This window comes from Virgibacillus pantothenticus (assembly GCF_018075365.1).
In the GTDB taxonomy this organism is placed as follows: Bacteria; Bacillota; Bacilli; order Bacillales; family Amphibacillaceae; genus Virgibacillus; species Virgibacillus pantothenticus.
This window is the reverse complement of the sequence record NZ_CP073011.1, coordinates 2,675,517-2,689,071: the sequence shown is the minus strand read 5'-3', so window position 1 is coordinate 2,689,071 and position 13,555 is coordinate 2,675,517. Positions and strand designations below refer to the sequence as shown.

At 36.9% G+C, this 13,555-nt stretch carries 14 protein-coding genes and 1 pseudogene; 13 read left to right on the top strand and 2 right to left on the bottom strand.

What is annotated here, in order from left to right:
• Positions 1-7: 7 nt before the first annotated feature.
• The 5 genes from KBP50_RS12600 (at position 8) to KBP50_RS12580 (ending at position 3,929) form a co-directional block, all read left to right on the top strand.
• Positions 8-778 (top strand): replication protein, encoded by a 771-nt coding sequence (locus KBP50_RS12600; RefSeq protein ID WP_076362109.1) that lies wholly within the window; start codon positions 8-10, stop codon positions 776-778.
• Positions 756-2,048 carry a replicative DNA helicase gene (locus KBP50_RS12595; protein WP_050352241.1) on the top strand — a complete coding sequence of 431 codons (1,293 nt, stop codon included), beginning with the start codon at positions 756-758 and terminating at the stop codon, positions 2,046-2,048. Before KBP50_RS12600 ends, KBP50_RS12595 begins: the two co-directional genes overlap by 23 nt.
• A 229-nt stretch (positions 2,049-2,277) precedes the next feature.
• Positions 2,278-2,808, top strand: coding sequence for a hypothetical protein (locus KBP50_RS12590; protein WP_050352242.1), 531 nt, complete (start codon positions 2,278-2,280; stop codon positions 2,806-2,808).
• A gap of 127 nt (positions 2,809-2,935) precedes the next feature.
• Positions 2,936-3,424, top strand: coding sequence for a hypothetical protein (locus tag KBP50_RS12585; protein ID WP_050352243.1), 489 nt, complete (start codon positions 2,936-2,938; stop codon positions 3,422-3,424).
• Between the two features lie 52 nt (positions 3,425-3,476).
• Positions 3,477-3,929, top strand: a complete 453-nt coding sequence (locus tag KBP50_RS12580; RefSeq protein WP_050352244.1) for an ArpU family phage packaging/lysis transcriptional regulator — start codon at positions 3,477-3,479, stop codon at positions 3,927-3,929.
• 205 nt (positions 3,930-4,134) lie between these two features.
• On the opposite strand, the pseudogene KBP50_RS12575 reads toward KBP50_RS12580, so the two are convergent.
• A pseudogene (locus KBP50_RS12575) lies at positions 4,135-4,317 on the bottom strand (DUF255 domain-containing protein); the annotation flags it as partial.
• 709 nt (positions 4,318-5,026) lie between these two features.
• Here KBP50_RS12575 and KBP50_RS12570 point away from each other — a divergent pair.
• The 4 genes from KBP50_RS12570 to KBP50_RS12555 all read left to right on the top strand — a co-directional run bounded on the left by KBP50_RS12570 (position 5,027) and on the right by KBP50_RS12555 (position 8,510).
• Positions 5,027-5,557, top strand: coding sequence for a sigma-70 family RNA polymerase sigma factor (locus KBP50_RS12570; RefSeq protein WP_050352245.1), 531 nt, complete (start codon positions 5,027-5,029; stop codon positions 5,555-5,557).
• Positions 5,547-6,446 carry a hypothetical protein gene (locus tag KBP50_RS12565; protein ID WP_050352246.1) on the top strand — a complete coding sequence of 300 codons (900 nt, stop codon included), beginning with the start codon at positions 5,547-5,549 and terminating at the stop codon, positions 6,444-6,446. The genes KBP50_RS12570 and KBP50_RS12565 overlap by 11 nt, the downstream gene beginning before the upstream one ends.
• A 105-nt stretch (positions 6,447-6,551) precedes the next feature.
• Positions 6,552-7,505: an LCP family protein gene (locus KBP50_RS12560; protein ID WP_050352247.1), complete on the top strand. Its 954-nt coding sequence runs from the start codon at positions 6,552-6,554 to the stop codon at positions 7,503-7,505.
• Between the two features lie 861 nt (positions 7,506-8,366).
• Positions 8,367-8,510 carry a hypothetical protein gene (locus KBP50_RS12555; protein ID WP_156875369.1) on the top strand — a complete coding sequence of 48 codons (144 nt, stop codon included), beginning with the start codon at positions 8,367-8,369 and terminating at the stop codon, positions 8,508-8,510.
• A gap of 526 nt (positions 8,511-9,036) precedes the next feature.
• Here the strand turns inward: KBP50_RS12555 and KBP50_RS12550 are convergent.
• The gene (locus KBP50_RS12550) at positions 9,037-9,570 is read right to left on the bottom strand and encodes a hypothetical protein (protein ID WP_050352248.1); all 534 of its coding nucleotides are present in this window, start codon (positions 9,568-9,570) and stop codon (positions 9,037-9,039) included.
• 320 nt (positions 9,571-9,890) lie between these two features.
• Here KBP50_RS12550 and KBP50_RS12545 point away from each other — a divergent pair, with 320 nt between their 5' ends.
• The 4 genes from KBP50_RS12545 to phnE (KBP50_RS12530) all read left to right on the top strand — a co-directional run bounded on the left by KBP50_RS12545 (position 9,891) and on the right by phnE (KBP50_RS12530) (position 13,281).
• Positions 9,891-10,823, top strand: coding sequence for a phosphate/phosphite/phosphonate ABC transporter substrate-binding protein (locus tag KBP50_RS12545; protein WP_175609450.1), 933 nt, complete (start codon positions 9,891-9,893; stop codon positions 10,821-10,823).
• A gap of 120 nt (positions 10,824-10,943) precedes the next feature.
• A complete protein-coding gene (gene phnC, locus KBP50_RS12540) occupies positions 10,944-11,720 on the top strand; it encodes a phosphonate ABC transporter ATP-binding protein (protein WP_050353499.1) in 777 nt (258 codons plus the stop codon).
• Entirely contained in the window at positions 11,717-12,517 is an 801-nt protein-coding gene (phnE, locus tag KBP50_RS12535; protein WP_050352249.1) for a phosphonate ABC transporter, permease protein PhnE, read from the top strand. Before phnC ends, phnE (KBP50_RS12535) begins: the two co-directional genes overlap by 4 nt.
• Complete coding sequence (gene phnE, locus KBP50_RS12530; protein WP_050352250.1) at positions 12,514-13,281, top strand: phosphonate ABC transporter, permease protein PhnE; 768 nt, start codon at positions 12,514-12,516, stop codon at positions 13,279-13,281. Before phnE (KBP50_RS12535) ends, phnE (KBP50_RS12530) begins: the two co-directional genes overlap by 4 nt.
• Positions 13,282-13,555: the final 274 nt, after the last annotated feature.

Sequence of the window (13,555 nt, the reverse complement as noted above, 5' to 3'; positions counted from 1 at the left end):
ATAGATTATGGCAAATCCACAACTGCATAACGGGCACACTCGGATTGCCAATGAAATTATAAATCAGATTATGAAGACCAATCTCAATGGAACACAATTTCGTTTAGTTATGGCCATATGGCGTTTCACCTATGGCTTTCAGCGCAAGGAATATGAAATGTCGGTCAGCTACTTGGCTAAACAGATAGATACCAGTAGAAGCCACGTTGATAGAGAGTTGAAAGCATTAATTGATAGAAACGTTATATCTGTAGCTGGGATTGGTCAAAAGGGGGCTCGAATCTTGTCTTTCAACAAGAATTACAAAGAATGGACTGAAAAAGAAGCAGTTAAGGAAGCTGTGCCGGAAATTAAACCAAAGAAAAAAGCAACCAGTAAGTCAAAATACACCGAAGACAACACCTATTACAAGATGGCCACTTACTTTTATAAAAAGGTCGAAAAGGTTGCACAAGATGCAGGATTACCGCATTTAACTAAAAAGGCTAATTTACAGACCTGGGCTGATGATATGAGAAAACTCATCGAACTAGATGGGGTAGACAAGCGCTTAGCTAAAGATGTAATGGATTGGGTAGTACAGGATCCATTTTGGCGAACTAACGTCTTATCAGCTAATAAATTACGTAAACAGTTTGCGCAGTTGGCTATAAAAATGAAAGCCGAAAAAGAGCCTACTAAGCCTAAACAGCCAAAGGACCCACGTGATAAGGAAATAGCATTGCAACAATGGATAGCAGAAGGGAACGATCCTGATGAATTCAACTGGAACAATTAGTGATTTATCAGCTGAACAATCAGTACTAGGTGCTGTGTTTCTCGATTCTAATGTACTTGATGAAATTTCGTTTTTAGAGGATAGGGATTTCTTAGATCACAGACATCAACAAATATACAGAGTAATGCGCTGGCTGGATAAACGTAACAAACCAGTGGACGTTGTAACTGTTACAGAAATGTACGTGCAGCATAATAGAGCAGACGAACTAAGCGTTACGTATCTAACGGAACTGGCAGAATCTTGTCCGACTACAGCAAATGTAGTCTATCACGCTAATATAGTTCGATCGAAAGCAATAAGGCGCAGAGGTTCGGAAATAGGTAATAAAATCACTGCTTTATCAAGGGAAGACTTTGAAACGGATGAGGAATATTTTTCGGCTGTAGAAGCTTTAGTTGCAGAAATGCGCCCTGATGACAATGGAAAAATGCGAAGTCTAGTTGAGACCAGGCAGAAGTATTTCGAGCACTTGTTGTCAAAAGAAATCACCTACATTGAGTCAGGCTTTCCTCAATTTGATGGATGGGCAAAGGGATTATACAGAGGGGATTTGTTTATCTCAGCTGGTCGTCCATCTGTAGGTAAAACAGCCATGTTATTACAGCGAGTTATAGGAGTCGCTGAGAGTGGCCCTGTTCTTATTTGGTCGCAAGAAATGGATGAGGATCAGCTGAAAGATCGAATGATCTCTAATATAACTGGTATTCCGTTCAATCGCATCAGAAACAAGGAACTTAGCCCTAAACAATATGCAGAAGTCGAAGAAGCATACAACCGTCTTGAACAGCTCCCGATCTATATACAGGATAGCAGTGGTGTCACTATTGAGGAAGTCCGATCCACAGCTCGTAGATTTAAACGTAAACACGGTGATCTAGCAATGGTTGCAGTGGATTATCTGCAAATCATGAAGATTCCTCAGCCGAAAGGAAGAACAAGAGCAGAAGCAATCGGAAAAGTAACTCAAGCAGCTAAACAGATGGCGCGTGAAATGAAATGTGTGTTTATGATGCTATCCCAAATGACAAGGGATAGTGACAAGAATCCAAAGAAGCCAACTCTATCAGAGTTAAAAGAATCCGGCTCTATTGAACAAGACGCTGATGTAGTTGAGTTTCTATGGATTGATCCAAATGATACGGAACAACAGGGAAAGGTAGTGCAGCAGTTTATAGCAAAAGGGCGTAATACTGGACTTAACGAATTCAGACTTCTGTTTAGAGGGTGGAAACAGCAATTTATTGAGTTGGATAAGAAACAAAAATAAAAATACTCAGCTTTTACAAGCTGAGTATCGTCGCCAACAGGTTAGCTAACCCTCCTAGGAAGGCTAGCGTTCCCTGGGAAACACGAATTTTTATCGTGATTTCCATAGCGTTCACCCTTTAGAGTGGGCAGGATTTCCATTAAGGAACCCTACTCTTGCTATTAGCAAGTACTATTATAGCTATGATTTTTTTAAAAGTAAATAGTTGCGAAAGGAGAATCAGAGTGCAGTGAGATACGTAGGAATAGACCCAGCCAGTAAAACAGGTTTTGTTGCTTTATCAAAAGATGGCCAAGTTTTAAAGGCTAAGGAGCTTACTGGTATTGGTGATAAAGATCCAAAAAGGATGACAACTCTTATAAATGACATCGTTACGCATGTACAAAAAACTGACATTATTTGCATAGAGGGTATGCCTTTTAATACGCAAAGAGCCATGTTTGCAGGAGGTTTGCATCACGGCATACGCAATGAGTTATACAAGCAAGGCATTAGATATTACGAGGTTGCGCCAAATGCGGTTAAAAAGTTTGTACATGTAACAGGTTGGTCTGGTCAACCAGGTAATAAAAAGCGCCTAAAAGGGAAGGAAAAGAAACAAGCTGTAATGGCAGCTGTTAAAGAGCATTATGGCTTTGTGCATAGTAGCGACAACATTGTCGATGCCTACATTATGGCCCAAATAGCTAAAGCTTTGGTTGAACGAAAAGTTGCCCATAGTTATCAAGCTGAGGTTTTACATAACGTTAAAGCCGGATAACTATAAAAGTTGTTTTAAGCCATTTTAAGAGATTTTGTTGTCGTGATGATATTTAATACTAGATTAATATAAAAACGCACAGAACAAGCCGAATTAAAGCCACATCTATATGCAAAGGAGAATATAAATGTCAAAAATAAATTTAAGTGTTCTTTTCAAGAAAATGCAAAAGGATGACAAAAAAGAGATACTGGAATTCCATGTGCAAGGTGATGAATTGCAGCACTCCGATGAGTTAGTGCAATTAGCAGGTAACATTGCCTTGCTAGAGGTCAAAAACAGCGAAGTGGACAGAATAACAGCTGAGTTTAAAACCTTACAACGTGATAGTAAAAAGACTGTACTCAAGTTTAACGTTAAAGGCGATAGCGAGATTATTAAGCTTTACACGCTTGCTGGTAGCCATGTTGATTTATTATTAGAACCATCGCAAATGTCTATTGAAGAATTTGAGGACATGGATCCACATGAGGGCATTGATTATAGTGTGAACAATGATGGAACAGTCGAAGTAGTGGAAGGACAAGTCAGTATAGATGATCTTCCTACAGGTGAACCTGATGAAGTTACTTTTGATGATCCTGATTTAAGCGACCCAGACTTATTGCTAGATTAAATAACAACGCCCTGGGAAACCAGGGCAAAACCTCTTAAAGGGGGAACATCTATTGAGTTTTGAACTTCCCGAATTAGATAGAAAAGCAACGCAAAAAGCAGTTGAAGCTGCATTGGAAAAATATCGCATATATAAATACTTAACCTTTGAACGAGAAGCATCTACCACATCACATATTGATGATATAGGCGGAGGAAGAAGTAACATACCTGGTGATCAAACAGGCAGTATTGCAGTGAAAAATGTAGATGAACAGGAACGAATAAGGAAGTATTGTGAACGAATAGAACGTTCGGTGAGACGATTGCCGAAAATGGAACGTTTTTTGATTGAAGAAAGGTACATGTCGGAGGAAGCTGAGTACTTAACGGATTATAATGTGTACTGTTTTAAGTTTCAGCCGCCAGTTAGTGAAAGGACTTATGCAAAAATCAGATGGAAAGCTTTTTATAAATTGGCGTTGAATTTAAATATTGCTGTGTTAGCAGGTGAAAAGGATGGGTGAAAAGGTACTTAAAAATGAAAAGAACGTGCGAATTATTGAAAGAAACGGCATTAAACTAGAAGTTACTTCAAATAAACCGTCAAATGTGGCTATTAAAAATTTTAACAAATTCTATAACAAGCATTTCAACGAATTCAATAAATAAGCCGACCTAATAATATAATAGGGCGGCCTTCTTTTTAATTTATTATAGTATACATTAGTGTACATGACACCAATGACATGTACTATAACCAATAGAAAGGAAAATGGGTTTATTTTCTTCTTTTGCTTTGGCGAAAGCTTCTTCAGACCATGGGTACCAATTCACAGGGTTATATGCATGCTGTAAAAGGTATGGTGATTTCTCTTTAATTAATCTATTTGCATGTTTCTTATTATTAAACATCATTTTACACATCCTTTTTTAATTTCTATTTTAAGTGTGTATAAGAAGCGATGAAAGTATAACCCATTATGATATACTATCTGTTTTCTGAAAATAATAATTTTAAAGTGGTACTTAGAATATAAAGAATATGTTGTTATTAACTTTGAAATAATTCATGGGTGACACAAAAATGAATAATTCAAACAGGACACAATGAATGTGTTATATAAAGCCAATTTTATAATGAAGGTTCATGCAAATTTTTCAAAAGATAATACACTAAAGCATTTTTAAGAAGGTTTAGCAGAAATTTTACAGTACTTTAACACTTTGGTTGAAAGGGAATGAGCTTGTTGTTTGCAAACAAGCAACATATGAAAAAGGAGATTAATTAGGGTTATAATAAGAATGAACTGCATTAATTTGATTGACTCCAATTTTTAACATCCAATATACCCCTGTTTTATATTCATTTATTTTTTGTTATATTTTTTTAATTTTTTTAAAGCCAAACAACTTGGTAAATTGTCTAATATATAGATGGTCAATTGTGGATGGATTGGCTGGCAATGCATTGGGTAAAACAAGTCGATATATACAGTAAAAAAAATCGCACTTAATCTTTTAAAGGATATGCAGCTGGATACATATAGGTGATATATAGTCGTGTAAATAAGAGAATAATTGGTAGTATCCAATAAAAGAAAAGGTAGATACATATGTAGAGGTGGTAATTATCAACCAGCTAGTAAAGAAAGCACAAAAAGGTGATGAAAAAGCGTATATCATTCTTTTTAAAAAATACGAAGAAGATATTTATAGAATGGCATATATGTATGTTAGAAATCAGGAAGATGCACTGGACATTGTTCAAGAGACAGCATACAAATCATTTGATCAAATAAAAACACTGAAGCAACCGGAGTATTTTAAATCTTGGTTGATTAGAATTGCGATTAATACTGCTATAAATCAGCTAAGAAAAAAGAAGAATATAGTTCATTTAAGGCCGGATCACATAGATATCATGTGCGCTAATGAGCACGATGTGCCCCTTCAAATGACACTTAAAGAATTGATTGAAGGTTTAAATGAAAATGAAAAGAGTGTCTTGTTGCTAAAGTTTTATGCTGATTATACCATAAACAGAATTTCAGGCATATTAGATATGCCTATTGGCACAGTGAAAACGATTTTATACCGTTCTTTGGAAAAGCTGCGTAAGCAGTTAAATAAGGAGGATATCTATGAGCAATGATATAAAACGCGAACTTGAAAAGATTGAAATTCCCAAAGAGTTACATGCAAGGGCAAAGCTGGGAATCAGGCAAGTGAAACACAAAAGAAAGAAAAGGAAAAGATATCCCAAATGGTTAATCGGAGTGGCAGCTTCATTAATGATTTTGGGAGCAACTTTTACAATTGGCAATTCTTACATAGCAGATGCAGATGGAACTTTGATAGGAAAGATTTTTGGATCAGGTGAGCAGCTTCAAAAAAATCATCCCAATGTAAAAGAGTATGTTCCAAGAATGGAACGTCACTTGGAACTGGCGAAAAAAGTTCTTTCGAAAGAAGAATTTGAAGATTATAGTCAGCTAACTAAAGAAGACGTTGAAATCGATACAAAAATAGTAGCGGAAAACAGAAGGTTTCCTAATAAAGAAGAGATGAAAAAGTTGGATAGAATTCAATCGAAGATAGAGGGTTATGAAGAAAGGATAAGAAAGCTGACAACCCATACATTGGAGGAAGCACAAAAAATGGTCAATTATCCAATCAACCGGCCAGCATTTATACCAAAAGGATATGAGTTGGAGGAGGAAACAGCGACAACGGGGGAAGAGCATATAGGAGAAGATCCTGTGGTAGAAATACAATATAGGGAAAGTGAAGGAGAATTTGGCTTCTATACGATTATAGGAAAAATAGGTAAGACTGAGAAAAACTGGACAAAGCACTTTGACAAAATCGATTCATATCAGCTTAATGGATATGATTTTGATTATGGCAGCTATGTTGATAGTAATATACATGAGATGAGAGTAACGATTCCGGAACAAGGCTATGAGATTATTATGAGTGCGGATTTATTATCTAAGGAAGTGATGGAAAAGGTATTGCTATCAATGATTGAAGAAAAATGAGTCTAAAAGCTAAAGAGTCTTTATTGAGTGTAAGAAAAATTGGGTACTAAATGTTTATCATAGATAAAAAAGAATCACTGCGTAAGAGGGAAAGAGGAATATTAATTGGACAAAAAGAGAGTAACAATAAAAAAACGCAAACTAAGAAAGAAGAATATATTTTTCCTAATAATAGCCGGAATGCTTGTGTTATTCGTAAGCGTAATTGGGTATGCGTATTGGCAGTATGAATCTGCGTTGAGTGCTTCTGAGGCTGATGTTGGCTCTAACCAAAAATTAGATATTGAGTTTAATGGGGTAAAGGACAAATTTGGTAATATCAATGTTCTACTATTGGGTGTTGACTCTAGGGGAGAAAAGCATCCCAGATCCGACAGCATCATGATTGCGCAATACGATCAGGAAACTAAGACACCAAAAATCGTTTCTATCATGCGGGACAGCTATGTCAATATCCCTGGATATGGCATGAACAAAATAAACGCAGCAGAAGCACTGGGAGGTCCTGAATTAATGCGTAAAACCATCAAGGAGAATTTTGATGTAGATATTCAATATTACGCACAAATTGACTTTAAAGGATTCACAAAAATGATTGATAAAGCATTCCCTGACGGAATCGAAGTTGATGTTGAAAAAGATATGTCAAAAAACATCGGTGTGTCTCTGTCACAGGGTAAACAAACTCTGCATGGCAAGGAACTGCTTGGTTATGTTCGTTTTCGGCATGACGCAGAAGGTGACTTTGGAAGAGTTAATAGACAACAAGAAGTTATAAAAGTTCTTGCGGAAAATATTATCAGTTTCACTGGTATTACACATTTTCCACAAATGGTAGGCACTATTCAACCATATATTGATACCAACGTGGAAGAAAGATTGGTTTTATCCGTAGCAACCAGCTTTATCAAAGAAGACAGCAAAATTGAAACCCTCCGTATTCCCGTTAATGACGGGTACAGAAACACTCGTGTGTTAATCGGGGGCGATAATGCTGCAGTGCTGGAACTGGATTTAGAGAAGAACCGAGAAGCTTTAAAAAGCTTTTTAAAAAGATAGGAAAGCATAAAATGATGTGCTTGAGGATAACGAAATAACCGACTAGCCACGTCCGGCTCCATCGCCAGCAACGATGCGACTTTAGAAATGCGCCCTACGATAAGGCCTCATCAGTTCGTCGCTAAGGGGAAGGTCGACTAAAAACGGGCTTGCCGCTCAGGCGTCGGCATACCCCTGTTTTTAGTGGCATGATTCCTAAATCTTTAGTTGATTCGTTCCATTCGCTCGTTGCTAAACGGGCGCCCCGAGCCTTTGTTCATAAGGAATGAGCCATACAATAACTGGTTGCATACCTAACTATATCAATGTGTATTGCCCACTTCAGCTCGGAACAGTTAAGTACATTATTAAATAAATAAGCCATTTCCTTAGCCAGAGACTATATGCGGAACACTTACAATGATTTTAAGGAAGGTAGAGACCATTTCCTAGCATATGATGGAGAGATAAATGAGTAAGATATACTACCTTAGTATCAGATCATACTTCTACGAACGGGCAGTATGCGATATATTAATAATGGAAAATCGTAGATGTCACTGCTAACCCAGATTTTTTAACAGCTAAAAAGACTAAAGAATGTCTTTTTGTCACATAAGGTATTTATATAATTATTTTTTTACAATCAGCATTTCGTACTAGCAAATGCAGATGAAATGTAACTTGCAACTGCAGAAGAAGTTCTCTCAACGGAGGAATTTGAAGATTACAATAAGTAAATTAAGGAAGTATCGAAATGGTACAAAAATATAGCGAGGCGGAAGGTTACCCTAAAGAACAGCTAAAAAAACTAGATGAAATTCAAAGGTATTTATGAATAAAGGATGATTAAGCTGATAACTCACATTGGAGAAAATCTAGATGATGGTCAATTATCCGATCAACCGACCAGCTAATATACAAAAAGAATATCAGTTTGAGTGGGAAATAGCGATACGGAAGAAAACAATTAAGACCCTGTGGTTTAAATACAATATAGAAATGGTGAAGCTGGCTTCTATATGACTATAGGAAAAGTAGATAAGTCTGTGAAAATTTGGACAGAGATATACGACAAAATCGACTCCGTGACAAAAATTATTAAATTCGGTACAACTGCATGAGCTACATTGTTGGTCTCTGCAATAGATGAAAATTGCATAGTCACAAAGTTAATTCAGTTAAAATAGCTGACTCCTCGCTATTTGATGTTGGAAGCATAACCAAAAGAGAGATTCGTAGTCAGTTTGACATGGAGCCTCGGCGGATATGATTTACGAGCCAAGACGCCAATATGAAAGGGATATTGGCTCACGCATAGAAATGGTATCATGCCGCCAATCCACGTAGAACTTCCTAAACTACCTTCTGCTCCCATACTAAATAGCGGAGAGAATTAATCGATTGGACGTTTTATTCAAATGACAACGCAGCTCACCTCTTTCATTTAGTACTATTAGTTTTGAAAGCGAAAATGTATTATTGATGCAATTGATTAATTTAACTTTAACAAATCCATTTACTCACTTGTAGAACTCTCTTCTTTTACATGTTATATATCAAGTAGCCCCTCCACCCATTCAGCTTCTTCTTGATATATTTTAAACATAAAATACATCAAAATAGTAAGCGCAAATATGGGGCTATTTTCTTCAACTGTATCTTCAAATTGAAAGGTTGTCTTCAGGCTAAATGTTCCGATTTTAATCTTAGCCACTCTAAGTTTGTTTACCTTTATCTCTAAATCTCCAGACCAGTTTTCTTCAATTAAAATATCTTGACCATCCATATTCCCCACAACACAGAAATAAAGGATGTTGCTTCCCAATTTATCTTTAAAATCATATTGAATGGATTCTGTACATAGTTGATACTCTGCTAATACCAGTCGTTTCCAGCCATTTTGCTTCATCCCTAACACAAAATAATCCTGTTCATCAGCACTTATATATGAAAACACACTATCTTTTTCGAGTGTATCTGAAATGGTTTTCCGTATATATCCAATTTCATTTATGTCCGTTGTTACCGGGATTGCTTTTTTACTTGAAAAATAGATGACATCTTTTAAATAATAGGTACGCATTCTTTTCCCCCTTGTTCTAAATATTACGGATAAAGTTCCACAAAGTTTCACTCGCATGGATTTACTAGTTTAGATAAAATTACATTTATTTTACAGCTAATTAACAGTAGCAAAATAATTATTTTGTACAATTAATAATAAGAGTGCTTGGTCAGAGGCATCATGCCACATAAAGAATATTTCTGCAACGCTAACCAATTTCACCAAATTATACGTACACGGAGGTACATAAAACAAGTCAATGAAATGATTTGAACAAAATATGCTTAGTGTATTGGAAAAGGCATTCTAATTTCTATACAAATGAGGGGGTAATAAGCTTGAAAAAAGCAAAATTTATAGGACTATCTTTAGTATTATCCATGGGGCTATTATCTGCTTGTGGAGATGAAAGTGATAACGCGAATGCAGAAAAAGGCGAGGAAAAATTGGAAGAGCTGTCTGTACAATTTGTACCTTCGCAAAATGCAGATACGTTAGAGGCCAAAGCAAAGCCTTTGGAAAAGTTGCTTAGTGATGAATTAGATATTCCTGTTGAAGTAAGTGTATCGACCGACTACAACACTATCATTGAAGCAATGGATTCAAAACAAGTTGATATCGGATTTTTACCACCAACAGCATATGTACTAGCTAAAGAAAAAGGATCGGCAGATGTGATGTTACAGGCGCAGCGCTATGGTGTAAATGATGATGGTTCTCCAACCGAAGAACTCGTTGATTCTTATAAGTCTATCTTTATTGTTAATAAAGATTCCGATATTGAATCTGTTGAAGATTTAAAAGGAAAGAAAATTGGTTATCAAAATGTAACTTCATCTGCAGGCTTTGTTTGGCCGGCAGCTACATTATTAGAAGCAGGCATTCATCCATTAAATGATGTTGAACCAGTAACTTTAAAAGGGCACGATCAAGCATTGATTTCTTTGTTGAATGGAGATATAGATGCAGCTGTAACGTTTCAAGATGCACGAAACATAGTAGTAGGAGACTATGAAGATGTATTTGAAGAAACACGAATCATCGAATTTACAGAACCAATTCCTAATGATACTGTAGCCATTCGTCCTGATATTGACGATGAAACGAAAAAAGCAATCACGGACGCCTTTATTGCCATTGGGAAAGATGAGGAAGGTAAGAAAATTATTCAAGAAATTTATTCCCACGAAGGGTACGTAGAATCCAAAGATAGCAACTTTGATATTGTTAGAGAATATGAAGAAAAGGTAAGTAAGGAAGTAGAAAAATAATGGTTTTAGGATAATCATTAATTGATACGATTAAGATTAAAAATAGCTTGGTTAAAAAAGAAGGCTGCTCGCCAATTGCGAACAGTCTCCTTTTACTTCGAGAAGAAAGTAGGGAAAACCTTGATAGAATTAAGAAATGTGTCTAAAGTATATCCCAATGGAGCGCGGGGATTAGATAGGATTGATTTACAAATTGATGATGGCGAATTTGTCGTCATTGTCGGATTATCAGGAGCGGGAAAATCCACTTTTCTTCGTTCCATCAATCGTCTGCATGAAATTAGCGAAGGCGAAATTATGATCAATGGGAATTCGATAACCAAAGCAAGAGGAAACGAACTGTATCGAATTCGGAGAGATATCGGAATGATTTTTCAAAACTTTAATCTTGTACGTCGTTCAAGTGTAATGAGGAATGTACTCTCTGGCCGGGTTGGTTACCATTCAACATTAAAAATGTTGCTTGGATTATTTTCTAAACAGGATAAAGCACTCGCTATGGATGCTCTTAAACGGGTAAACATAGCGGAAAAAGCATATATTCGAGCTGATCAATTATCAGGTGGTCAACAGCAAAGGGTGTCCATAGCTCGTGCATTAGCGCAAGAAGCCAAAGTTATCTTAGCTGATGAGCCAGTAGCCTCCTTAGATCCTATTACAACGAAACAAGTGATGGATGACTTACTGCGAATTAACCAAGAATTACATATTACGATGGTGGTCAATTTGCATTCCGTAGATTTGGCTAAAGCGTATGCCAGTCGAATTATTGGTTTAAATAAAGGGAAAGTCGTATTTGATGGTAAAGCAGCCGAAGCAACAGATGAAGTATTTGCATCTATATATGGAAACCAAAACCATGAACAAACAACAAAACAGATAGGAGTCGCAAAATGAGGGAATCACAAATGAAACAGTCGATGGCAATGCTTGCTCCTCCATCCAAGTTAAAGCCCATTTCCACAGCACTGCTTCTAGTAGTACTCCTTCTTTGGGGCGGTTGGCAAATTGAGTTTTCTCTTGCGGAGTTAGTTCGAGGGCTGCCCAATATGTGGGATCTCATGGTACAATTGGTGCCTCCAAATTGGGAGTACTTTTCAGTTATTACTAAGCCAATTTTAGAAACAATCCGCATGGCGGTAGTTGGAACAACGCTTGGAGGGTTGCTTGCTTTCCCATTATCTATTTTAGCGGCACGAAATGTTTTTCGCTCTGTATGGGTGACAGTTCCTGCCAGATTTGTTTTAAATTTAATTCGTACAATACCCGAGTTATTATTAGCAGCTTTGTTCGTGGCCGTTTTCGGGATTGGACCTATTCCAGGAATCTGTGCGTTAATGTTATTTTCCATTGGTATTATCGCTAAGCTTTTCTACGAATCAGTGGAAGCGATTGATCCAGGTCCGCTCGAAGCAATGACTGCAGTTGGTGCAAACAAGCTCAAATGGATTTTTTATGGGGTAATTCCACAAGTGATGGCATCGTTTATGTCTTTCTTTTTATATACGTTTGAAATTAACATTCGTGCAGCAGCGGTGCTTGGTCTGGTGGGAGCAGGGGGGATTGGATTATATTATGAACAAACGCTTGGCTTTCTTGATTACGGAAAAACAGCTTCCATCATTATCTATACGTTAGTAGTTGTATTGATTATCGATTACTTGTCTACAAGAATAAGGGAGAAATTAACATGAAGCGAATACGTCTTATCATGATTATTGTTATCGTTTCTGCTATCTACATATGGGCTTTTTCAGGATTGCCAAAATTAGAATGGAAGGATACGTCGGTGGAAGTTGTATCAGCTATTTTTTCTGGGCTGTTTCAACCAGATTGGGATTATGTGTATGATCCTGATGGCGAAGATTTACTTCGTGGGTTGTTGGATACATTAGCTATCGCTTTACTAGGAACGTTTATTGCAGGGGTTCTTTGTATCCCGTTTGCTTTTTTGGCTTCGAAAAACATTGTCAAGTCTAAATTAGCTGTTGGGATAAGTAAATTTATGCTAAGCTTTATTCGCGTGTTTCCAGATATTGTGCTTGCTTTACTATTTATTAAAGCGGTTGGACCAGGGGCTTTTGCTGGTGTTTTGGCATTAGGCATTGGTGCGGTAGGTATGCTTGGAAAACTCATTTCTGAAAGTGTCGATAACGTTGACTTAAGTGCAAAAGAAGCATTGATTGCATCAGGTGCAAACCCCGTAAAGACTTTTATTTTTGCCATTGTCCCCCAGGTGCTGCCCAACTTTTTCTCGTTTATTCTGTATCGATTTGAAGTGAATGTACGAGCGGCGGCAGTTCTGGGCGTAATCGGTGCTGGCGGGATCGGCACACCGCTAATTTTCGCTTTGAGTGTAAGAGATTGGGAGAGAGTAGGCATTATTTTATTAGGAATTATTCTAATGGTTACGTTTATTGATCTGATATCAGGGAAAATAAGAGCAAGATTTATTTAAACATAGGTAAGAAGCAGTCTTTATATTAAGGTGAAGGCTGCTTCTTGGTATCTAAATAAATAAAATATGTGAAACTAAGCCATTAACATAAATAATAATTGATACGTAAAGGCAAACCTTAGTACACTTTTGGCGGGAAAAAGCTTTTACCTATAGGTCAAAATGTTAAATCAGTAATCTTATTTCAAAAAACGGAAGAGACAACTTCCTTGAACCATTTTAAGGATAGCAATTCCCCTAAAACAGCCGTATACTAAATGAAAGTGAAAAACAA